The sequence below is a fragment of the Bacillus sp. K2I17 genome (assembly GCF_002209985.1).
Lineage (GTDB): Bacteria > Bacillota > Bacilli > Bacillales > Bacillaceae_G > Bacillus_A > Bacillus_A wiedmannii.
In genome coordinates this window covers 98,454-121,805 of the sequence record NZ_NJGF01000005.1, presented here as the reverse complement: position 1 = coordinate 121,805, position 23,352 = coordinate 98,454, and the positions used below count along the sequence as shown (strand labels likewise).

The 23,352-nt window shown below is 34.9% G+C and carries 24 protein-coding genes and 2 other annotated features; of the genes, 14 read left to right on the top strand and 10 right to left on the bottom strand.

Annotated features, from left to right (window positions below):
* Positions 1 to 247 precede the first annotated feature (247 nt).
* The gene (locus tag CER22_RS08670) at positions 248 to 1,066 is read right to left on the bottom strand and encodes a class I SAM-dependent methyltransferase (protein ID WP_088608574.1); all 819 of its coding nucleotides are present in this window, start codon (positions 1,064 to 1,066) and stop codon (positions 248 to 250) included.
* A gap of 114 nt (positions 1,067 to 1,180) precedes the next feature.
* Positions 1,181 to 1,451, top strand: a binding site (T-box leader).
* Between the two features lie 51 nt (positions 1,452 to 1,502).
* Between CER22_RS08670 and metG the strand changes: the two genes are divergently transcribed.
* A complete protein-coding gene (gene metG / locus CER22_RS08665) occupies positions 1,503 to 3,137 on the top strand; it encodes a methionine--tRNA ligase (RefSeq protein WP_088608573.1) in 1,635 nt (544 codons plus the stop codon).
* 47 nt (positions 3,138 to 3,184) lie between these two features.
* Here metG and CER22_RS08660 read toward each other — a convergent pair whose 3' ends face one another.
* The 6 genes from CER22_RS08660 to CER22_RS08635 form a co-directional block, all read right to left on the bottom strand.
* A complete protein-coding gene (locus CER22_RS08660; RefSeq protein ID WP_088608572.1) occupies positions 3,185 to 3,439 on the bottom strand; it encodes a hypothetical protein in 255 nt (84 codons plus the stop codon).
* Between the two features lie 72 nt (positions 3,440 to 3,511).
* Complete coding sequence (locus CER22_RS08655; protein ID WP_088608571.1) at positions 3,512 to 4,414, bottom strand: EamA family transporter; 903 nt, start codon at positions 4,412 to 4,414, stop codon at positions 3,512 to 3,514.
* A 140-nt stretch (positions 4,415 to 4,554) separates the two neighbouring features.
* Positions 4,555 to 5,997: a sensor histidine kinase gene (locus CER22_RS08650; protein WP_088608570.1), complete on the bottom strand. Its 1,443-nt coding sequence runs from the start codon at positions 5,995 to 5,997 to the stop codon at positions 4,555 to 4,557.
* Positions 5,975 to 6,640 carry a response regulator transcription factor gene (locus CER22_RS08645; protein WP_000148835.1) on the bottom strand — a complete coding sequence of 222 codons (666 nt, stop codon included), beginning with the start codon at positions 6,638 to 6,640 and terminating at the stop codon, positions 5,975 to 5,977. The genes CER22_RS08650 and CER22_RS08645 overlap by 23 nt, the downstream gene beginning before the upstream one ends.
* A gap of 364 nt (positions 6,641 to 7,004) precedes the next feature.
* Positions 7,005 to 7,466, bottom strand: coding sequence for a L,D-transpeptidase (locus CER22_RS08640; protein ID WP_000735054.1), 462 nt, complete (start codon positions 7,464 to 7,466; stop codon positions 7,005 to 7,007).
* Between the two features lie 30 nt (positions 7,467 to 7,496).
* On the bottom strand, positions 7,497 to 7,940 hold the full coding sequence (locus CER22_RS08635; protein WP_000388758.1) for a DUF3978 family protein: 444 nt from the start codon (positions 7,938 to 7,940) through the stop codon (positions 7,497 to 7,499).
* Positions 7,941 to 8,353: 413 nt separating this feature from the next.
* Between CER22_RS08635 and CER22_RS08630 the strand changes: the two genes are divergently transcribed.
* Positions 8,354 to 8,968 (top strand): DedA family protein, encoded by a 615-nt coding sequence (locus tag CER22_RS08630; RefSeq protein ID WP_088064752.1) that lies wholly within the window; start codon positions 8,354 to 8,356, stop codon positions 8,966 to 8,968.
* A 55-nt stretch (positions 8,969 to 9,023) separates the two neighbouring features.
* Here the strand turns inward: CER22_RS08630 and CER22_RS08625 are convergent, their stop codons facing one another.
* Positions 9,024 to 9,815 (bottom strand): hypothetical protein, encoded by a 792-nt coding sequence (locus tag CER22_RS08625; RefSeq protein ID WP_087981955.1) that lies wholly within the window; start codon positions 9,813 to 9,815, stop codon positions 9,024 to 9,026.
* Between the two features lie 164 nt (positions 9,816 to 9,979).
* On the opposite strand from CER22_RS08625, the gene CER22_RS08620 reads away from it, so the two are divergent.
* The 4 genes from CER22_RS08620 (at position 9,980) to CER22_RS08605 (ending at position 12,230) form a co-directional block, all read left to right on the top strand.
* Positions 9,980 to 10,201, top strand: a complete 222-nt coding sequence (locus tag CER22_RS08620) for a helix-turn-helix transcriptional regulator (RefSeq protein ID WP_087981953.1) — start codon at positions 9,980 to 9,982, stop codon at positions 10,199 to 10,201.
* Positions 10,191 to 10,898, top strand: coding sequence for a DUF3169 family protein (locus CER22_RS08615; RefSeq protein WP_088608569.1), 708 nt, complete (start codon positions 10,191 to 10,193; stop codon positions 10,896 to 10,898). Before CER22_RS08620 ends, CER22_RS08615 begins: the two co-directional genes overlap by 11 nt.
* A gap of 12 nt (positions 10,899 to 10,910) precedes the next feature.
* Positions 10,911 to 11,993, top strand: coding sequence for a site-2 protease family protein (locus tag CER22_RS08610; protein WP_088608568.1), 1,083 nt, complete (start codon positions 10,911 to 10,913; stop codon positions 11,991 to 11,993).
* A 96-nt stretch (positions 11,994 to 12,089) separates the two neighbouring features.
* Complete coding sequence (locus CER22_RS08605) at positions 12,090 to 12,230, top strand: DUF3985 family protein (RefSeq protein WP_000404783.1); 141 nt, start codon at positions 12,090 to 12,092, stop codon at positions 12,228 to 12,230.
* Between the two features lie 258 nt (positions 12,231 to 12,488).
* On the opposite strand, the gene CER22_RS08595 is transcribed toward CER22_RS08605, so the two are convergent.
* Positions 12,489 to 12,875 carry a DUF3938 domain-containing protein gene (locus tag CER22_RS08595; protein ID WP_088608567.1) on the bottom strand — a complete coding sequence of 129 codons (387 nt, stop codon included), beginning with the start codon at positions 12,873 to 12,875 and terminating at the stop codon, positions 12,489 to 12,491.
* Positions 12,876 to 13,336: 461 nt separating this feature from the next.
* Here CER22_RS08595 and CER22_RS08590 point away from each other — a divergent pair, with 461 nt between their 5' ends.
* Positions 13,337 to 13,858, top strand: coding sequence for a GNAT family N-acetyltransferase (locus CER22_RS08590; RefSeq protein ID WP_088608566.1), 522 nt, complete (start codon positions 13,337 to 13,339; stop codon positions 13,856 to 13,858).
* Between the two features lie 110 nt (positions 13,859 to 13,968).
* Here the strand turns inward: CER22_RS08590 and CER22_RS08585 are convergent, their stop codons facing one another.
* Entirely contained in the window at positions 13,969 to 14,862 is an 894-nt protein-coding gene (locus CER22_RS08585) for a YitT family protein (RefSeq protein ID WP_000530035.1), read from the bottom strand.
* Between the two features lie 276 nt (positions 14,863 to 15,138).
* Between CER22_RS08585 and CER22_RS08580 the strand changes: the two genes are divergently transcribed.
* The 7 genes from CER22_RS08580 (at position 15,139) to CER22_RS08550 (ending at position 23,348) form a co-directional block, all read left to right on the top strand.
* On the top strand, positions 15,139 to 15,423 hold the full coding sequence (locus CER22_RS08580; RefSeq protein ID WP_000394932.1) for a hypothetical protein: 285 nt from the start codon (positions 15,139 to 15,141) through the stop codon (positions 15,421 to 15,423).
* 28 nt (positions 15,424 to 15,451) lie between these two features.
* Entirely contained in the window at positions 15,452 to 16,234 is a 783-nt protein-coding gene (gene yidC / locus CER22_RS08575; RefSeq protein ID WP_088608565.1) for a membrane protein insertase YidC, read from the top strand.
* Between the two features lie 129 nt (positions 16,235 to 16,363).
* Positions 16,364 to 17,311 (top strand): hypothetical protein, encoded by a 948-nt coding sequence (locus tag CER22_RS08570; protein ID WP_088608564.1) that lies wholly within the window; start codon positions 16,364 to 16,366, stop codon positions 17,309 to 17,311.
* 451 nt (positions 17,312 to 17,762) lie between these two features.
* Positions 17,763 to 17,999 (top strand) — a binding site (T-box leader).
* Between the two features lie 65 nt (positions 18,000 to 18,064).
* Positions 18,065 to 19,378: an APC family permease gene (locus CER22_RS08565; protein WP_088064746.1), complete on the top strand. Its 1,314-nt coding sequence runs from the start codon at positions 18,065 to 18,067 to the stop codon at positions 19,376 to 19,378.
* Between the two features lie 109 nt (positions 19,379 to 19,487).
* Positions 19,488 to 20,672 carry an MFS transporter gene (locus CER22_RS08560; protein ID WP_142293450.1) on the top strand — a complete coding sequence of 395 codons (1,185 nt, stop codon included), beginning with the start codon at positions 19,488 to 19,490 and terminating at the stop codon, positions 20,670 to 20,672.
* A gap of 82 nt (positions 20,673 to 20,754) precedes the next feature.
* A complete protein-coding gene (locus CER22_RS33010; protein ID WP_176546143.1) occupies positions 20,755 to 20,922 on the top strand; it encodes a hypothetical protein in 168 nt (55 codons plus the stop codon).
* 269 nt (positions 20,923 to 21,191) lie between these two features.
* Positions 21,192 to 23,348: a SpaA isopeptide-forming pilin-related protein gene (locus CER22_RS08550; protein WP_088608562.1), complete on the top strand. Its 2,157-nt coding sequence runs from the start codon at positions 21,192 to 21,194 to the stop codon at positions 23,346 to 23,348.
* Positions 23,349 to 23,352 lie beyond the last annotated feature (4 nt).

Below are 23,352 nucleotides of genomic sequence, written 5' to 3'. Positions count from 1 at the left end.
GTATATCAAAAAGTTCATAAATAAAAATGAGAAATGCTATTGTAATTTGAAATAACATCATGTATACTTCTAATTAGTTGATAACGATTATCAGTATCAACTGTAACATTACTCTTCGTTATGTTGGTCATACCCCTTTTTGACGACGTAAGTCAGAGACGAAATGTTGAAATATCTTGTGTCCTATTCTACAGAATTATGGTAATCTCCAACCTCAACTTATATGCGTGAGCATGCAAAAAGGATCCTATCCGTGAAGGGATCCTTTTTTGCATGCTGTCGCAATTAATGTATATAAACCAGGCACACGATCTTCAATTTCTTCCGGTGCAGTAGGAGGGAAGACCCACCTTTGATGAGACCCGTGTTCTTCAACTAGTTTTTCAATTTTAAAATGTTCTTCCGCAAGTGTTGTAATAATTTCTCCTAGCGTCCAGCGACGGATGGTTGTTTTAGGTAATGATTCTTTCTGCGCTTCTGTCAGAAGGATGCTATAAGCAACATCATCTTCAATCAATTCTTCATCGAAATAATTTCCATTGGCCCGAAATGATGGGTGGTCTACTCCTAATAATTTCGTGTAAACAGGATGATAGTCACGAAGGATAAGCGTTCCATCTCCTTTAAGCAAGGTAGCAATTTTTTGAAAGAGCGGTTTTAAATCTAGAAAGTAATGGAGTACACCAAGTTCCAGTAATACGATATCAAATGATTCGGAGAGCTGCACATTTAGTACATCAGAAACGACATACTGGATAGAGACACCTGCTGCTTCCGCAAGTTCATTTGCATATTTTGCATTACTTGCCGAAATATCAACAACTGTTACGTCAGCTCCTAAAAGAGCGAGAGCAACGGCTTTATTGCCTTTTGAACCGAGTAAATTAATAATATGTTTTCCTTTTGGAGATTGTATGTAAGGTAAATAGTGATCTACCTCGCGCACGGGATCTTTCATAAGCTTTTTCGCATAATTGGCCGGTGCCCCGTGGCGATTCGTCCAAGCTTCATAAGCAGCTGCATTCCAGCTTTTTTCATTACGTGCGCTTAGTTGTTTTTGATTCAATCGTATCACTCCTTTTGTGAACGTATAGTTATTCTATGAGAGGATAGGATTTCCTTTTCTTTCTGAATAAAAGTTTGATTTTTCTGCAATTAAGTCGTAAAATACGTGTTATATATATAAGCGTTGAAAAGGAAAAGTAGAATGAAATCATTCTGTCCAGAGAGCTTCGGTAGCTGAGAAGAAGCAAGAATATTCATTTGAACAATGGCCTTTGAGCTTCGTTCTGAACTTATCAAATGATAATAGTAGGCGGCGACGAGAGTTGGTACTCGTTATCAAAACCACAGTATAAGAGCATATAGCTCCGTACTTGTTAAGGCTAATTATGTGAGTAATTGGCGAAATAAGGTGGTACCGCGACTGTTTATACAGCCCCGCCCTTATCTTTTTTAAGATAAGGGTGGGGCTTTTTTATATTTAAAAGGAGGAATGTAAGATGAGTATTTTTATTGGAGGCGCTTGGCCGTATGCAAATGGTTCGTTACATCTTGGACATATTGCAAGTTTGTTACCTGGAGATATTTTAGCACGTTATTACCGGGCAAAAGGTGAGAATGTGTTGTATGTTTCGGGAAGTGATTGTAATGGAACACCGATTGCAATTAGGGCAAAACAAGAAGGTGTGACGGCGAAGGAAATTGCTGATAAGTATCATGAAGAATTCCAGCGATGTTTTCATAAACTTGGTTTTACGTATGATTGCTATACACGTACAGATAGCGAGCACCATCATGAAACTGTTCAAAAAGTTTTTTTACGTTTATTAGAAGAAGATTATATTTATAAAAGGACAGTGGAACAAGCGTATTGCGAAGCGTGTACGCAGTTTTTACCTGATCGTTATGTAGAAGGCATTTGTCCACATTGTCATGAAGCAGCAAGAGGAGATCAATGCGATGCGTGTTCAGCTATTTTAGATCCACTCGATTTGCTAGAAAAGAAATGTAAGTTATGTGGTAGTACGCCATCCGTGCAGGAAACAGAGCATTTTTATTTTGCATTGCATACATTTCAGCAGCAAATTAAAGAGGTAGTAGAAATCGCAAAACAAGAAGGAACATGGCGTGACAATGCGATTCAGCTAACAGAAAGGTATGTAAAGGAAGGATTACAAGATAGGGCCGTATCACGTGATTTACCAATCGGGGTATCAATACCAGTAGAAGGGTATGAAGATAAGAAAGTTTACGTATGGATTGAAGCAGTGACAGGATATTATTCGGCGAGTAAACATTGGGCTGAAGAAACAGGGAAAGATGATCAAGAGTTTTGGGATAGAGAAGCGAAAACATATTATGTGCACGGAAAGGATAATATTCCGTTTCATTCCATCATTTGGCCAGCAGTATTGCTTGGAATAGGAGAAGGAGCAATTCCTCGTCATATCGTTTCAAATGAATATTTAACAGTTGAAAAAAGAAAGTTATCTACAAGTAAAAACTGGGCAGTATGGGTGCCTGACATATTAGAACGCTACAATCCAGATTCTATTCGTTACTTTTTAACAGTAAACGCACCAGAAAATCGTGATACTGATTTTTCATGGCGTGAATTCATTTACAGTCATAATAGTGAATTGTTAGGTGCATACGGAAACTTTGTGAACCGGACATTAAAGTTTATTGAAAAGTATTATGATGGCATTGTACCGAATGGAATGATTAATGAAGAGCTGAAAGAGAAGATAGAAGGATTATATATATATGTAGGAGAATCAATTGAGCAAACTAAATTTAAGGTGGCGTTAGAAACAATATTTGATGCAGTACGTTTTGCAAATAAATACTTTGATGAGAGGCAGCCTTGGAAACAAAGGGAAGATGATCCAGTTTCATGCGAAGAAACGATTTATAACTGTGTGTATCTTATCGCTAATTTTGCAAATCTCCTTGAACCGTTTTTACCATTCTCAAGTGAAAGAGTTAGAAATACATTATCGATTGTGAACCGAAATTGGGAGCCTCAAAATACGTTGCCGAATAGAATTGATAGTGTGCAGCCACTATTTGAACGAATTGATGTAAAACAAATTGAGTATGAAATAGAAAAGCTATATGGAGCGGTAAAGTGAGATAGAGAAAAAGAAAAAGACCTTTCAAATCAATGAAAGGTCTTTTGTTACGCAGTAGGATTCTCTTTCTTATTCTTTAAGAAGAAAAGCACAGCAAGGATCACGAGAATAATAGCTGCAATATCATATGTTATTTTGAAAGTAGTATTAAAGTTTAAGTACTCTACTAAAGGGGTTTTGACTGCTCCAGCATATATGCAAATGGGAATGATGAGCACATCGTAAAATTTCTTTTCTTTCATATATCTTATTAGGAAGAAGATACACATAATGGCAAAAAAAGCTACGCTTAAAATAGTCATTTATACCTCCAAATAGATTTCAAATTATACCATATTGTAACTGTATTTACATTTATATGCAAGTTTCTATTTTCATGCACTATGCACGCTTCTATGCTTCTTTGCTTTCCTAGAGGTAAGCAGCTGAGGAGTAAAAATTCCAAGTAGTATAAAGAGTATCCCAATCCACTGCATGAAGGTTACGACTTCATGTACAAGTGTAATAGAAGCGATAATGGCCGTTGGTAATTCAGCTGCTCCTAGTATTGTACTAAGTCCTGTTCCTACTTTCGGTACACCAATTGAAAAACAAATGACAGGTACGACAACGCCGAACAATCCGAGGAAGAAAGCGTATTTCCAAAGACCGGCTTGCAGGGTACCATCCGTTAAAAAGGTTGGCGGGAAGAATAGGCATACGATCAGAGTAGCACTTGTTGTCATAAGAAAGCTTTTCGTATAAGGCGGAACTTCTGTAGCAACACGCCCACTTGCAAAAACATAGAATGAAAAAGAGACAGCGGCTAATAGACCAAAGATAATACCTTTCGTGGAAAAGTTTTGTCCGAGACCTTCAAAGACACCGCCTGCAAACAATGTTCCAGTAAATAAAATAATGATAGATATAACTTTCTCACGGTTTGGTAATGTTCGATTAGCGATTGCTTCTATAACGACACCAATCCATGTGAACTGGAAGAGTAGGACAACAGCGATAGATGCTGGTAGTTCTTCTACAGAAATAGCGTAGAAGATACCAGTCATACTCATTGTTGTGCCAACTGTTAGTAAGGAAAAGAATTGCTTTTTTGTTACTTTATGACGTGAAACGAAAAGAACGACCAGAAGAAGCCCGATCCATCCGAAGACATATTGTCCCCCTAATAGTTGATGTGCTGAAAATCCATCAATGAATCCGAGTTTGAAAATAGTTGAAAGTACGCCGTAGCTACAAGCTCCGAATAAAACAAGTAATGAATACTTAAATTTCTCCATGAAGATCCTCCTTTTAAATAATAAAAAACGCCCGCTATCCAAATAAGGATAACGGGCGAACGAAACAGAGTAAGATACTCTACAAAATTCCGCCATTCATACGAAGTATGAATTTGGGGTATGAAATTGTAGTAGGTTTTTTACATTGCTTTTGGGAATACAATAGAACATTTTACACCTTGAGGCGTGTTTTGTATCCCATAAGGAAACTGATGTTTATCTAATATTTGTTTTACAATATATAGCCCAAGGCCACTACCTTGTACTAATCCGTGTTTGCCAGGGTTTGCGCGATAGAATGGCTCAAATAAATGGGCAAGTTTATCCTCATCGATTTGTGAACCTGTATTTAATACTTCTAATGCGTAACCGTTTGGCTTTTCATAAAGCTTTATATATACATGCTGATGGTCAATTGTGTAATGAATTGCATTTGAAATAATGTTAAAAATAGCAGTTTGAATAAATTTAGAATCAGCTAAAATTTGTACATCTTGCTTAATGTTAGATTGAACATTTAATTGCTTTACAGATACAAAGTAATCTACTTTCTTCATAACATCCTCAATAATATTAGTTAATGAGATAACTTTTAAATCAGGTTTAAATTGAGGGTTTTGTATTTTGGATAATTCCGACATTTTTTCCGTTAATATGTTAATGTCTTGCATCATTTCATAGGAACGTTTTAAATATTTATCTCTATCTTTATAAGCTCCAATTCCGTGAATCATGCCATCTAGTTGTCCCATAACGGCTGCGATTGGTGTTTTTAATTCATGGGAAACCATAGACATAAATTCTTTACGAGATTGTTCTAATTGTTGTTCCTTTTTGAGTTCATTTCTTAAATCTTGATTGCTTGCATGTAAATTCTTCACTATATTTGGGACCTGTGAAGCAGCTACTTGCAAATTAAAATCTGTTTGATCTGTATTTTTGTTAAGTAGCTTTTTATCTGAGAAATCAAGATTCATAATATCTTTTAAAGCATCACTCATAAATTGAAAAGGTTTGGCAATTAGTTTCGTATAAATTAAAGATCCGAGTAAAGATAATGCAAGCATTGTCGCACCAATATGTGGAGCTAATTGCTGCAGTGCATCTGCTAATTTTGGATAATCTTGTGTATCATTTGTGTTATTTGCTGCATTTTGTTTATGTAAGGCATCATTAGTAGCGACTTGCTTTTCCATTTCTGTAAGTGGAGTAGAAGTGCTGTTTTTCCCCGCAATATTTTGGGTATGTTCTTTTGCTTTTACAGTTTGGCTAGGCTGCAAAAGGTGATTTATGGCTGTAGAGAGTGCTTTATAATCTATAATAGAAGATTGGAAATTGGAAATCATACTCTCTGAAACAGCCTTACTTTGATTCGTTTTACTTTGGTCGTTTTGTTTGTCTGAATCCGCTTGTTCTGTAGACAGCGCTCCATTTTCTTTTGCAAAACGTTCTTTATCGTAGTTTGAAGCTAGAAAATAAATAATTTGATAAAGACAAAGTGATAAAAGAATACAAAATAATAAGGTTTTGATGAAAATATTTTTGGTGATGTTGTCTGTACTACGATTCGATTTTGTAGCCAATGCCTTTCACCGTTTTAATATAAGGAATCCCTAATTTTTTTCTTAAGTTTTTAATATGTGTATCTATAACTCTTACATCACCATAATGTTCATAGCCCCATACCTTATTCAGCAAATCACTTCTTGATAATACTTTTCCCCGATTTTGCAGTAAAGTATATAAAATTTCAAATTCTTTTGTTGTTAATTCAATTTGATTACCATGAACATAAGCGGCATAGGCTGTAGAATTTAACATCAATTCATGGAATTGTAGTATAGTTGCAGCTTCTGCTTCCTTCGTTGCTGCCCTTCTTAATACAGCCTCTACACGTTTAATAAATACGGTGTAATGGAACGGTTTCGTAATATAGTCATCAATGCCTAACTCAAATCCTTTAATTTCACTTTCTTCATTATGTAAGCCTGTTAACATAATGATCGGTACATCAGATTGTCCTCGCATAATTTTACAAATACTATAGCCATCTATATCTGGTAACATCACATCAAGGAGGACAAGATCGTATGAATTTTTTTGGAAAAGAAGAATACCTTCTGTTCCAGCGCCAACGACATCAACAGTAAAGTTTTGTGCCATTAGAAATTCACGAATCAGTTCTTGTATATCTGGGTTGTCTTCAATCACCAGTATATGCGTCATAGTAACACCTCCTAAATAACGCTTTTTACTGCAATATTCGAATTCATCATTTTTTGGATAACTCAAATTGTTTATACATATAATAAGCCCCCGCTATAAAGTCATCATGAAAGTAGCAAGGGGAATGGTTTAGAGAAACTGAATATTTCAGAATTACATTAGTTCTATTATAGTATGTATTGTAAAATTTATAAAATATTATAACTGTATAATTTTAATATCCATGTTTATCAATGTTTTGATATTGCTTAACGAAACCTATTCTTATTATATATGTAAATACAGTTGTTTTGCTACTGTAAATGAATAAATAAAATAAGCCAAGATATAAAATTCTTGGCTACACATAAATCTTGTTTTTAGGTTATTTTACAGTGACGGTAGCTTGCTGCTGAATACGCTCAAATAACCAGTGTATATCATTGTTATACATACGAATACAACCAAGTGTTGTCCATTTGCCTATTGCTTGATTATTGTTAGTACCATGAATCGCATAAGTTGTTCCGTAAGTTCCTGCCATGTTTAGTCCGAGCCAACGGTCACCAAGTGGATTACGTGGATCGCCGCCTTTAATTTTTCCTGTATAGTAAGGACGGTTTTTAATTTTATTAACGATTTGAAAAGTACCTTTAGGCGTAGGTGTGGCTGCTTTTCCAGTAGCGACAGTAAAACTCTTTATAAATTGTCCGTTTTGATAATAATCCATTTTATTTAACTGCGTATTCACGATAAGCTGATCGTTTGTTGTAGCTGCCTCAGCATTTGTGAATGGAATAGTTAAAAATCCTAATGATAATAGTGCGCTTAATAATAGTTTTTTCATTATATTCTCCTTTTTACTATTGTAATAGTCTTACATACAATGAATTTGCAATCCTCGTAATACTTTATTTACATTTTCATCTAATGTTTCAAAGAACGTAGTAATCTTTGGATTTTGTTTGTTGTTTTTATCAATAAGTAATCTTTCATTTAGTAAAAGTTCACCATGTAGTCCAAAACTTTGAACTTGAATATTTAGCTCATCTTCAGTTTCAGAAATAATTGGTAAGAAGTAGTGGAAAGCTTTCGTTGGAATGATGTAACTTTTACCAATCATGCTTTCTTGATTTGAATTAATCCATTTTTTCGTAACAATCTTAATGTTCTTTTTTGAAACGATAAAAGACAGTGTTGTAGATTTTGTTAAACTTACGTCAAATTCACTTGTTTCACATATGTGTAAATTAAAAACGGTTTCATTTTGATGAGATTCAACATTTGTATTAATAAAATCATGCATTTTATAAGCTTCCATTTCTTATTCACCCTTTTTTCAATTTCGAAAAACTACTTATATTTATTCAATTTAATGCTTAGTCATATATTAGTTAAATTTTTCAACAAATTCCGATATAATCTTACAATACGTATATGAAGCTAATATGAAGTTAGTATGAGTTTGTGGTGGTTTTTTATTGAGAACAAAATAAGGTGACTTTAAGTGTTAAAAACTGGATAAAAAATGTATATTAATGCCCTTGTGTCGTCTGATATATAGTTGTTAGCTTATTTTAAAACGATAATGGATAGCAGCAAATAATGAACAGAAAACTTTAGTGTGAGCCTTACAAAAATGTAATAAAAATGTAAGCTATTGTGATAGTTATTTCGACAATTTTTTTATACAATAATAGTAAGAAGTTGTACGTGATTGAAAGGAGAGATGACATGGAATGGGTTCATGAATTATTTCAGCAGTACGGGTACTATGTTGTACTTGTTGGTTTGCTGTTAGAATATATTGCACTTCCGTTTCCGGGAGAGCCAACGTTAGCATATGCGGGGTTTTTAGCACAGAAGGGCGATTTAAGTTTACCGATTTTAATTATCCTATCCTTTATTGGGACAAGTGTAGGAATGACAATTCAATACTTTTTAGGAAATAAATTAGGTATGCCCTTTATTCAAAAGTATGGGAAATACGTATTTTTAACACAAAGAAAAATCGACTTAACAAGAATGTGGTTTGATAAGTATGGATACTTCCTTATTTTTATCGGCTTCTTTATTCCTGGTGTACGTCATTTTACAGGATATTTTGCAGGAATTATTAACTTACCATTCCGTCGTTTTGCGATTACAATTTACTCAGGTGCTCTATTTTGGGTATCATTCTTCTTAATCGGTGGTTACTGGTTAGGTGGCAACTTACATGATATTTTTGGAGTGCTAGAAGATCATATCGGTAAAATCATTGTTGGAGTTATCGTTATCGTAGCAACTACGTTAGGAGTACGTTTCCGCAAACAGCTAAAACGAGTATTGTTACAAAACGCAAGTTAATATGGAATCCATTCTATGTCAGAATTTAGGAAGGCAGTGCAGACGCACTGCCTTTTTATTTTATATTCCAATCTATTCTCAACTTTCCTTTTAACTTATTGCCATTAACTATAATGTAATACGTTCCCGTCTTAATTGCTGCAAATTGGTATGTATTAGGACCGTTTGAAGCTAAATAATTTTCTTCCTCTTGAAACTCACTAGCCATTTTTACGGCTCCCATGTAGCCATCCGGATTTTCAGCTCGTGATTCAATGGTAAATTCTAATATGTCACCTCGTTTTAGTTCAATGGGGACTTTATGTTCACCACTAAAATGTTGAAAAGATGCTTCGAAAGAGTTTTCTGTTTTTGTTTCGACCCATTGTTCTTTTGATGTTCCAACCTTTTCTAGATCGATAAAGTTGATTGTGATAAATATAATAAGCATAATGCCTGGCACGACATATTGTATCCACTTAAGTTTTGTTGCTATAACTGCACATAAGTAGAAAAAAAGAGAACACACTGCTCCAATTGATCCGAGAAACAAGAACTGTATTAGACTAGCTTCTTTAAATATTAGGAATGGAAGAGAAAATAAATAGCCGCAAAAAATATAAAGGCATAATGTCTTCAGTCTTGTATATGTTTTTAATTTCAATTTATCGATGCAAATAGAACAAAAAATTGCATACGCCGCAAGAATAGGAGCGAAGGGAACATAAAGTAGTTCTCGTAATCCAGCTAAGAAACTATATAATGTTTGTTGACTAGTTGTTAAGAGAAGCGTGCTAATAAGTAATAATAATAATAAAGCTGCTGTAAGCTTAGTAAGAACGTAAGAAAAGGTAGATGTTTTCTTCATATGGAACCTCCTTTGTTTAATATTTCACATTCATTATATAAGTTATTTTCATCATAATACATCTTTATTTTTGTCAATTATTATAGTCGTAATGACAATTATAATTGACAAAAATAAGGATATTATTTACAATTTTAATTAAATAAATGAAAAAGAGGGAAGACATGAAGCTTCAAAATCGAGTGAGGGAATTGCGAGCAAAGCATCGTTTATCACAAGGGGATTTAGGGAAAGCGATTGGATCATCACGGCAAACGATTAGTTTAATTGAGCGCGGGGATTATGCACCATCTATTGTATTGTCGCTAAAAATCGCACAAATTTTCAACGTACCGGTGGAGGAAATATTTGCGTTAGTGGAGGGGGAAGATGGAGATGAAGAGTAATCGAAAAAAACAATTTGATGTTGTGGGGAAAATAGCATTAAGTATGATGGGTGGCTTTTTAACATCTTATATAGCTTTAAATTTACTCTCGGATGAACCGAGAAAATTATCATCTAATACATTTATAGGTGTATGTACTATTTTTGGAATCGTAATGATGTACTACACTTGGAAGAATACACGTATGTTAGCGGAGGTACGCGATGAAGAAGAGAGCGTACAAGGAAGAAAATTAGGCATTATAAGTATATATTTACGTGTAGGTGATATAGTTACGCAAGCATGGTTTGTATATGCAGTTATTACATGTAGACGTGCACTGTTGCAGGATACAAATGTTTCATTTGCAGTGTGGAATTTAGTAGCTTCTATCGTCTGTTTAACTATTGTAGTGGTTATCGGGCTCATAACAAAGAATCGTTATAACAAGCTATATCCTGAACAAGGTGTAACATATATGGAATCTATGAAAATGTGGACGAAAAATGCAGATGAGGGATTAAAGCACATTGTGCATGAGGCTGGATATAAAGCGTATGAATTTACGAATACAATATTAGCATATGTATGGTGGGCTGCCGTTATATATACAGCGGCTAGTGATATCGATTTTGTATTAATTGGCCTAATCTCATTTATTTGGATATTGCATCTCGGAAAATTCATGTACGAAATGCATAGAAAAATGATTTATTAAGGGGAGAAAAAGGTGGATATTTTAAGAAGGCCAGCTGGTTCACTGACAGTGGCGCTCATTCTGTCCATTTTATACGGAGTGATCCGAACTGGGAAATTAGAAACAATCTTGAATATATGGGCATTATTGGGGATTTTTCTGGCAGTGGTAATCATTCATGAGTTAGGACATGTCGTATTCGGCGTAATAGGTGGTTTGACATTTAAATTTATGACAGTAGGGCCTATTACTGTTCAAAAAGAGAAGGGAAAAGTACGCATTCGAGAAAATAAATTATGGGCGTACTTCGGAGGCGTGGCAATGTTAATACCGCCTTCTATAGTAACACCTAACCTTTCAAAAAAATGGGCATGGATGACTTTAGGTGGACCAATTACAAGTTTACTATTTGGTATTACTTTTGGTTACATATACATGGTGAGTTATTATCAATATCTTTTATATTTTTCTGTTTTCCATTTTATAATTTTTGCGGTTACAATCGCGCCGATAAAAGGAACGCTTATGAGCGATGGTATGCAATTTCTTATTTTAATTAAAGATGATGAAAAGGCGAAGCAGCATGTATATAACATTCAAGTATCGAGTGAGTTATTTAGTTATAAGAGGCCGAAAGATTGGGATAAGAGATTAGTAGAACTTAGCGAAGATAAAATAAAAGAAAATAAAAATATAAGAGAGATCATGAGCGGACTTATGCTCGTTTTCCTTGCCCGATCGGATCAAAAGGGAATGGAAAGAGCAATACTATATGTAGAACAAGTTGCCCAACTTTCTGTCACGAAAGAAAATAAATATTTCGTTAGTAGTTTTCATAGTTGGTATCTTTTATATAAAGCTCTTTATCAGATGGATAGTCTTTCTCTGCAAGAAGCGAAGGAACATGGGAAGGCCATTACAAAAGTGGACTTACATGGGTATTATCGCACACAAGGAATTGTTAAATATTTAGAGGGCGATATGGAAGCGTCCCACACTTATATGAGGAAAGCAGACAAAGAATTAAAGAGTGCCGAGAAGAGTGAAATAGGATATTTACAATTAGAGAGAGAATGGTTTGAGCAGTTGAAAGAGAGGGTATCTTACGATGGGTAAGGTATCCTCTTTTTTCTATGTCGTCTTATGCCGTTCCATAAAAAGTCTGTGGCGAGTAAAATAAGATAAGCAGAGCAAAGCTTGGAGGAATTCTAGATGGAAATTTTAACGATTATTTTAATAGTCTTGCTTATTTATGCTGTTTTTAAAGTAGCATATGTAGCATTAAAGATACTCGCGATCCTATTAGTTATCTTTTTAATCGTAGAGTTCGGCAGTAAATTGCTTGGGGGATAGGGTATGTTGTGCGTTTTGAGTGTCGAAGGGTGTCGGTAAGTCGATAACCTGTGTCGAAACGTCGATATAATGAAAAAATCGTTGATATAAGTGGAGAAACGATCGATATATTTGAAAAATCGTTGATATATTTTAGTGAATACTGAATGGGGTATGTGGAAAAGAAGTTGCCGTGGGGGTAGCTTCTTTTTATTTTAGTGATGGGGTATGAACAGGAAAGAGTAACAAAACAAAAAAGCTGGAAGAGTATCTTCCAGCTTACGAGTTACTTTCAATTTGGCGACCGTTCTCTTCTTCATTGTCTTGTAAAAGGTTGAATACGTCTGCTAGGCAGAATGCAATGAACCAAGTCCATAGACCGTGGAAGAAAGCTGAGCTTAATTGAAGTGGTAATGTATAGTTAGTCATTGAGTAGGAAATACATCCGCCAACGATTCCGATCATTGTTAATAACATTGTTTTTTGTGCATTTTCGTCTGGATTGAAGAGGAAGTAAATGTATCCACCTAAAATTGAAGCGCTTACAAGCGTTTCGATTCCATTAAAAATGATATTCTCTCCAAGCTGAGTGTTTGTCCAGAAGCAGATTGTTCCGCCGATAATAGCAAACAGGACAGCTATTGTATATCTTATATATTGATTCATATGTTCATCTCCTTATGTAATAAGATGATTTGGAAGTCAAAAAGGTAGGTATAGTATATTGAAGTGAATTTTAGTTGTACGTATCTTTTTATAAAAAGATCATGGAAGAATAACTAAGATGATCGGTTTTTTAAACCGTTACGTGTATGGTGTTTGAAATATACCTGACTGCTCGTTTCTTTTTGCTTGTAAAAATAAGAGAAACTTCCAAGTCTATATACTCTTTTTTTGTGAGTCTGCTTTCATTATAACACATTTAGGGCCACAATAATAGAATTATCTGATTTTGTAATAAGTGTAAAAAATAAAAATCGCAAGGAAATACCACTAACAATGCGGTTTAGTGGAAGAAGGATTTTAATTTATTATGATGAAATATGTAATCAAGGTGAGATCTAAGAAGGAGGCTTACATACTATAAAAAATGTTTTGTAGCATGAATGTAAGGGAGGAGAGCTAACTTGGAGATCACAATAGAAAGATTAATAATTAGACCTTTTAAGAGTACTGATTTACAGGATGTATTTGCTATTTATAATAATGATGATACATGTAAGTTCCTATTACATAATAAGTGGACTCATGAAGACATGCAGAAAAGATTTAATAAGAAGCTAGCAAACAATGTACTTACTGAAGAATCAATATTAAGTTTGGCAGTTATATACAAGACTAAAGTAGTTGGTGATTTATCCGTATGGTACACAAATATGAAAGACACTGTTGAGATTGGTTATAGTTTTTCAAATGAAGTAGCTGGGAGAGGTTTGGCAACAGAAGCAGTAAGTAGTTTGGTATTTAAATTATTTAATGAATTTTATGTACATCGTATACAAGCTAATCTTGATGCACGTAATACAGCTTCACAAAAATTGTGTGAACGAATAGGCATGAGAAAGGAAGCCCATTTTATACAAGATTTTTGGAGTAAAAATGAATGGACAGATAGTATTGTATACGGAATGCTATCCTCCGATTTGTAGTAATAAACTTCGTGATTTTATTATGCTAAAGGGTGCGTTAGTTGAATAACAAAGGGCATAACATATTGTATATGACTAATATGTTATGCCCTTTCATGTAGTAACCTTTTTTATATGCGTTTGAAACGGCCGACAATTTCAACTGTTTCAGTAATGTTCATGAATGCTTTGTTATCCACTTGACGGATAATACGTTTCATTTCGCCTAACTCATAGCGAGTCACGACAGTGTAAATCATTTTTTTCTTATGGTTTGTATAGCCGCCGACAGCATCTACCATTGTCACCCCGCGTATGCCGTGATGCAATAGTGCGCTTTTTATTTCCTCGCCTTTTTCTGTAACTGTCATTATCGTTAATTTAATATGTTTCGTATGCACAGCATCGATAACTTTGCTGACTACAAACCGGCTAATTAACGTATAAAGCGTAATATCCCATCCGAAAATAAATCCTGCTGCAACAAGTAAGATTAAGTTGAATCCAAAGATGATTGCTCCAATTGAAATATCTCGATGTTTCGCTACAATCAATCCAACAACATCAAAGCCACCTGTTGAAGAAGCAAATCGGAATATGATTCCGGAAGCTGCTCCGCAGATTACACCACCGAATACAGAAGACAGTAAAATATCGTCTGAAACTTGATGTACAGGGATAATGTTCATCGCTAACGATGATACAGCTACAAAGTACGCTGTTAAAAAGGTTGTCTTCTTGCCTAAGTAAAAGTGACTTAAAATAAGAAGAGGAATGTTTAGTAAAAAGATAAGTGCACCGATATTGTAGTGCATTAAATAACCGATAATCATCCCTACACCAGCGAATCCACCGCTAATCATGTTATGCGGGATAAAGAACATATTCATAGAAATTGCATACAAAATAGAGGCTACGAAAATAACAACCAACTGTATGATAAATTCTAAGTGAAATGTTTTAGCTGCTGGGAAGGATAAAAAGGCGGTGTCGGGAACGTAATCGGCGTCTCCTAGTTGACCCATAGTATGTTTCATCTCCATATTCATTTTTGATTACAAGAAGAGAATAAAGGTTTTTTCAAAAACTGGCAATAGTTTTATTATAATGCGAAAATTTTATAAATTTCTAACAAATTAAACCTATACAAGGATACGTGTGAATATACTAAAGAAAGCGAATACATTAGTTTTTTAGCATAGTTTTCTTGAGAAAATATGCAAAATACTTTTTTGACGATAAAAGGAAATAGAGAATGTTTGTTGAATGTGCTAAAATGACCTTATTAAGGATGTGAAGCGATGGAATTTTTATTGCAGGATGCAATTCTATATATATCGTTTGTAACGACAGCACTTTGTTTATTAGAAGTTTTCTTCCTTGCTAATGTTTCTCGCTTTGTGCGTCAGCAAGCATCAAGCGGTAGACAAAGAGCTTTTAAACTAGTTAATACGTGTGAAGAGGGTACTGGTAATGTAACGCTTTTCTCTATTTTTTATAAATATGGAATGATTCGTTCTGTGCGCAGACAAGAATCCAGTGAAGAGAATGACGAGGTCGGTCCGTATACACCAATGTTTCGCTAAATAATTACGAAACATTGGAGGAATGAACATGTTAAAATCATACCGAGCTGTGCTCGTTAGTTTATCATTATTACTTGTTTTTGTTTTATCTGGTTGCAGTAATGCAGCCCCAATTGATGCACATAGTACGGGAACTTGGGATCATTATTTCGTATATCCAATCTCGTTTATGATTCAATTTGTTGCTCATCACATACCAGGAGCTAGCTTCGGGATTGCTATCATTATTATGACGCTCGTTATTCGTTCAGCCATGATTCCATTAGCTGTTTCACAATATCGTAGTCAAGCGAAAATGAAGAAAATGCAACCTGAACTGCAGAAGCTGAAACAAAAATACGGTGATGTGGGTAAAGATCTTGAAAAACAAAAGCAGTATCAAAAGGAAATGTCGGAACTAATGAAATCAGGCGGTTGGAATCCACTAGCTGGTTGCTGGCCACTATTAATACAAATGCCGATTTTCTCTGCTTTGTATTATGCGATTAGCCGAACAGAAGAGATTCGCACATCGTCATTTTTATGGGTGAACTTAGGACATGCAGATCCTTATCATATATTACCGATTATCGCAGCGTTAACGACATTTATTCAGATGAAAGTTTTCCAATCTAATATTACACCTGGAGAACAAGTACAGATGCTGAAAGTGCAGCAAATTATGATGCCAGCAATGATTTTATTTATGGGATTTGCGGCGCCATCAGGACTTGTGTTGTACTGGATAACGGGTAACTTATTTACAATGACACAAACAATTGTATTAAGAAGAATAATGGAACGTGAAGAATTACAATTACAAAAAGCTTAGAACAACGCCGCTCGGGATGAGCGGCGTTTTTTTGTTAAGTCGTTAAGGAAATGTTAAGAAACCGACATTACTATAGGAATTGTATACGAAAGTGTACATGCTTTAGAAATATGAAGGAGGAAATTTCCTATGAAGAAGAAAACAGTTGGGTATTTAGCGATTGCAGGTGCTTTATCATTCGGAATCATTGGAGGAGTCGGTATTCCGGCATTCGCGGCAACGAATACTCAAGCAGCTGAGCAGTCTACAAAAACGGCGAAAAAAGATTTAGATGACGCTACAAAACAAAAAGTAAAAACGATTATGGACGATACAAAGAAACAGTTGAAGGAGTTAGGTGTAAAGCTTCCAGAGAAAGAAAAACGTAAAGATATGTTTGCGGGATTAGATGATCAAACAAAAGAAAAAGCGAAATCAATTTTAGAGCAAGAGAAATCCGGTAAATTAACACGTGAACAAGCAAAAGAAGAATTAACAAAGCTAGGCGTGAAGTTCCCAGAGAAGGGTAAGCATGGAGAGATGTTTGCTAACTTAGACGAAGCAACAAAAGAAAAAGCAAAATCAATTTTAGAGCAAGAGAAATCCGGCAAATTAACACGCGAACAAGCAAAAGAGGAATTAACAAAACTAGGCGTGAAGTTCCCAGAGAAGGGTAAGCATGGAGACATGTTTGCTAACTTAGACGAAGCAACAAAAGAAAAAGCAAAATCAATTTTAGAGCAAGAGAAATCCGGCAAATTAACACGTAAACAAGCAAAAGAAGAATTAACAAAGCTAGGTGTGAAACTTCCAGAGAAAGGTAAGCGTAAAGACATGCTTGCTGACTTAGATGAAGCAACAAAAGCAAAAGCAAAGTCTATTTTTGAACAAGAAAAATCCGGGAAATTAACACATAAGCAAGCAAAAGAAGAATTAACAAAACTAGGTGTGGAACTTCCAGAGAAAGAGAAGCATGAAGACATCTTTGCGGGATTAGATGAGACAACGAAAGAAAAAGCAAAAGCGATTTTAGAGAATGAAAAGAAACAATTAGAGGAATTGAACGTTGATTTACCGCACCATAAAGTGAAACTTTAATCAGTGGTGCATTTCCACTGATTATTAGTTGAACCAATCGGGCTTTTACGGGCAGTTAATATTCCAACTTCATCCTTGTATTCGCTGGATTTTAAGGTGGAAGTTTTACTGCCCGTTAATGCGGGGTAAATTTTTTATGAAAAAAGATGAGAAATAATTGAGTAAAGTCGTATCTTCCGTGTGGGCAACCGGAAGGTATGTATGTGAGGAGACTTTCTTTTAGAAAGTCTCCTCTTACTTATTGTCGTTTTTTGTTGGTAAATCGATATATTTTGAAAATCGCTGAGATAATTTTTACCGCTACGCTGTTCCAAAGATACTGGGGAATTAGAGAAATATTATAGCTTCTGTTATAATATAAGAAGAGAAACATTTCTTATGTTATATAAAAAAATATATTGATTTTTTCTAACAATTCAATATAATGAACAATAACTACAAAATTCGACATCAAGAAGTGATGATGAGGACTTGATCAATTTTTTACGATTCTCAGAGAGGGAAGCCTTTGGCTGTGAGCTTCCTAATACGGAAAAATGGATTACCACCTCTGAACTGCAGCAGTGAACGGATACCTAGTAATTGCTTGCCGGCAAAAACCGTTATTTAGACTTGAGAAATTGGTGAAGTATGTTACTTTACGAATTGAAACAAGGGTGGAACCACGAATATAACACTCGTCCCTTTTTTAGGGAGGAGTGTTTTTTTATTTCATTTTTGCATCACACTAGAATTGGAAGGAGGATACGCAGCATGCATCATGATGAGAAGAACAAAATTGGTTTAACAGTAGCACTTTCTATCGTAGTAGGAACGATTATTGGATCTGGTGTGTTTATGAAGCCAGGGAGCGTATTAGATTACTCGGGGAGTTCTAATATGGCTATTCTTGCTTGGGTAATTGGTGGTCTGTTGACGTTAGCAAGTGGTTTAACAGTAGCTGAAATTGGAGCGCAAATCCCGAAAAATGGTGGGTTGTATACGTATTTAGAGGAGATTTACGGAAGTTTTTGGGGATATTTATCAGGCTGGATGCAAACAATTGTTTATGGACCAGCTATTATTGGAACATTAGGATTGTACTTTAGTTCTTTAATGATTAATTTTTTCTATTTAGATAAAGTATGGAATTTACCAATTGCTATTGGAACAGTTGTGTTCCTTGGCGTTGTAAATAGTATGGGAACAAAATATGGAGGTATCGTCCAAACGGTTACGACAATTGGAAAGATGATTCCAATCGTATTAATTGTTGTGTTAGGTTTTTGGAAAGGAAATAGCGATATCTTTAATGTAGTAGTGCCGATATCAGAAAATCAAAGTATCGGTATGGCAATTTTAGCAACATTATTTGCTTATGACGGCTGGATTCTACTTGCTTCGATTGGCGGAGAAATGAAGAATCCAACAAAGCTATTACCGAAAGCGATGACAGTTGGGATTTTAATTGTAACGGCTGCTTACGTACTAATTAACTTGGCATTATTAAATGTGTTACCAGCAGCGAAAATTGTAGACCTTGGAGAGAATGCAACAGCGACAGCTGCGGGCATGCTACTTGGAGAATATGGCGGGAAAATCATTAGTATCGGTATTATCGTTTCTATTTTCGGTTGTTTAAATGGAAAGATTTTAACGTTCCCACGTATTCCGATGTCTATGGCAGAGCGTGGACACCTTCCGTTTTCTAAGTTTATCGCAAAGGAAAGTCCAAGATTTAAAACACCAGCAAATGCGATTACTGTTGAAATCATTTTAGGAATTATTTTAATGGTTATTAGTGATCCGAATAAGCTATCTGAGATTTCCGTATTCATTATTTATATTTTCTATGTAATGACGTTTATTGGTGTCTTCATTTTAAGAAAACGTAACAAGAATAAAGAGCGTGCATACAGTGTACCGTTATTCCCGATTGTACCAATCGTTGCGATTTTAGGATCATTGTTTGTACTTGGAAGTGCGATTATTAATGATCCGGTAAGTTGTTTCTTATCAATTGGAATTGTCTTTACTGGACTCCCAGTATATTGGTATTTAAATAAGAAGAACAAAACTAGTGTTTAATAATTAGAAGGCAGGCGTATGATACGCCTGTTTTTTTATTGTAAAAAAATTGTACTTGTGTTCAATTTCTTTTTTGGTTACTATAGTCGTAGTAACCAAAAAAGAAAGCGTGGGGAAAGACTTGAATTTTCGTGTGTATATTTTAGCTATCGCGGCTTTCGTAGTCGGAACGGTTGAGCTAATTATAGGAGGAACGCTCGATCTAGTTGCCAATGATTTAGGAGTATCTATTAGTGCAGCTGGTCAGCTTATAACAATATTTTCAGTAGTATTTGCTTTATCAGGTCCGGTTTTATTGGCGATAACTGGAAAATTCGAAAGAAAAAGATTATACATTGGGGCATTATCAATTTTCTTAATCGGAAATATTATTTCAGCATTTAGTGTGAATTATGGGATGTTAATGTTCTCAAGGGTTATTTGTGCGGCGAGTGGTTCGCTTATTATTGCACTGTCAGTAACACTTGCTTCTAGCGTTGTAGAACCACATTTTCGTGCGCGTGCAATTGGAATCATCTTCATGGGGATTAGTGGTTCACTTGTACTTGGAGTACCGCTTGGCCTTGTACTCGGAAATGCATATGGATGGCGTGCACCATTTGTATTAATTTCGGTATTAACAGTTATAGCAATCGCTTGTATTTCATTATTCTTAACGAAAGTACCACCGACATCAGTGTTATCAATAAGAGAACAAATTGCTACGTTAAAAGATAAGAAAATCGTAAGTGCACAGTTAACATCATTCTTATTTTTAACGGGTCATTTAACACTATATGCATATTTAACACCATTTTTAAAAGATGTGATGCATGTTGAAGCAGATTGGATTAGTGTATTTTACTTCATTTTCGGAATTGCAGCGGTACTTGGAGGCGGCCTTGGGGGCTTGCTTGCTGATAAATGGGGATCGAAGAAAAGTATTATTTCAATTATTATCGTATTTGCGTGTGCGATCTTCATATTGCCAATGATGACATTCTCATTCCCGCTGTTCATTATTATGATGGGAATTTGGAGTATGCTTAGCTGGGCTATTTCACCAGCACAACAAAATTATTTAATTGAAATTGCACCAGAATCAGCTGGTATTCAGCAAAGTTTAAATAACTCTGCGCTTCACTTAGGGATTGCTCTCGGTTCAACAGTAGGCGGAGTTGTTATTGAGAAATCATCTGTTATATATAATGCTTGGGTAGGTGGCGGCTTTATTATATTAGCACTACTTTGTGCAATTTTCTCGATTACGAGAGGACGTTCTGCTCAGTTTGCAAAAGAAGAATCTATCGTTTGATAGATTCTTTTTTATTTGTAAAAAATTGCAGGTTTTAGTAGGTGGATGGAGAAGGTTGTATGTAGCGAGGTGATGGAGAATGATGTCTAATTTCTCGGTATTTGGCATGATAATTGCTCTACTACCGATATTGATAGTTGTTGTTGTATTAAGGTGGGTCCGTTTCATCTATCAAAATTCAGAGAAACAAGTGGAGCAAAATGAGAAAATTATTGAGCTGTTGACGGAGATAAAGGAAAAAGATAAGTAATATATATTCGTTTAAAATTTGTTTCTCGTAAGTTATGAAGGCACTTATAAAGTGCTTTTTTATCATGTTTGAAAATTTAAAATATGTAATGTCCATTTGTCAATAGCAGCATGAGAGCAAATAATTTAAAGGTTGCTTATTACTTTGGAACTTTCTCAACAATTCGACAAGATACTACAAAAAAACCACCTATTCTCTTTTTTTCACTATAAGTACAATGAAACAGTAAGATTGCTTCATGTAGAAATTTATATATGGTGGTGGAGAGAATGAAACGAAAGATGGTAGGTAAATGGTTTAGTTTTTTAAGCGCTCTTATTATTTTATTAGGAATTGCAATGCCGCAAGTGAAGGCAGAAGTAATGAACAGAGAAACATATAAAATGGATTGGAGTTATAGTAAGTCGAAACAGCGTGAAATAAAGACAGAAATAATTAAAACGGCTTCGGGTAGTATTGCGTATTGTTTAACGCCTGATTTGCGTTCTCCAAATGGAGATGATTTGCCTGAGATGGGGAAATCATCTGATGCCGTATATCGTGTTTTATTAAATGGATATCCTCAAAAAAGCCCATCTGAATTAGGGGTAGCGACAGTAGAAGAGGCGCATTATGCTACACAATTAGCGGTATGGATTGCAGCAAATGAATTAACGGAAGAAGATTTAGTTGCAAAAAATGAACGAGTACATAATCTTATGAAGCGTTTAGTAGAAGCTTCAAAAAAAGAAACTGGATCACAAGATATATTTTTTAAAGTTAATCCTGTAGATCCACAAACTGCTACACAAAAAGGTAATTATTTAGAAACAGGATTTTATGCAGTGCAAACAAATGCGGTTTCTGGCTCTTATACAATTCTTCCTGAAAATGCTCCTAAAGGGCTTCGAATTGTAAATGAAAATGGAGAAGAAAAAAGTACATTATCAATTAACGAAAAATTTAAAATATTAATCCCGAAAGATACGAGTAGTGGTAATTTTAAAATGAAAGTGAAGTCTACTTTAACAAATTTACAAGCAATAGCTTTTAAAGGATCAGAAAAAGTTCAAAATACAACGGTATTGTTACAAAGAAATAGTGAGAAAATCAGTACAGATTTAGTGGTAAATTGGGAATCAGTAGGCTCTTTAAAGATTATGAAATTAGGAGAAAAAAAGGAATTATTAAAAGGAGCGGTGTTTGAAGTTTCTAATGAAAACTTTAAACAAAATGTCACGACTAATGATAAGGGGATTGCGGAGCTAGGGAATCTTCCAATCGGTATATATAGCGTCAAAGAAATTCAAGCGCCAGCTGGATATGTGTTAGACGGAAGTATTAAAAAAATTGAAGTGAAAACTGGTGAAACTGCTGTATTAGAGTTGAAAAATGAAAATATAAAAGGTGAACTAGAAATAACGAAAGTAAATATAGCGGATGGGAATACAAAATTACCAAATGCAGAGTTTACAATCTACAACGAACAAGGGAAAGAAGTAGTAAAAGGGAAAACGGATGAAAAAGGTGTAGCGAAATTTAAACTACCATACGGAAAGTACACGTATAAAGAAACAATAGCACCGAATGGATATGTAATAAGTGAAGAGACGTTTGCATTTGAAATAAAAGAGAATGGAGAAATTATTAAACATATCGTTCAAGATAAAAAAGTAGAAGGTGAACTAGAAATAACAAAAGTAGATGTAGCGGATGGGAATACGAAACTGCCAAATGCAGAGTTTACAATTTATAATGAACAGGGAAAAGAAGTAGTAAAAGGAAAAACAAATGAGCAAGGTATAGCGAAATTTAAACTACCATACGGAAAGTACACGTATAAAGAAACGATAGCACCGAATGGATATGTAATAAATGAAGAGACATTTGCATTTGAAATAAAAGAGAATGGCGAAATTATTAAACATATCGTTCAAGATAAGAAAGTAGAAGGTGATTTAGAAATAACGAAAGTAGATGTAGCGGATGGGAATACGAAACTGCCAAATGCAGAGTTTACAATCTACAACGAACAAGGGAAAGAAGTAGTAAAAGGGAAAACGGATGAAAAAGGTGTAGCGAAATTTAAACTACTATACGGAAAGTACACGTATAAAGAAACAATAGCACCGAATGGATATGTAATAAATGAAGAGACATTTGCATTTGAAATAAAAGAGAATGGAGAAATTATTAAACATATTGTGAAAAATAAGAAAGAAGAAAAGGCATCACTTCCTTCTAAGCCAAATAAGCCAACACCGAGTGGAGAAGTGAAACCTTCCGCTGATGTGAAGCCGATGCAACAACATAATACTCATAATGAAGTGCGTTTACCAGCTACTGGCGGCGTCGGCAATGAATTTAAGGCTTTATTCGTTTTAGGAATTGGTTTTATTATTGCTGGTGCTTATGTGTTAAGGATGAAAAATAGAAAAGAAATGTAGAAAA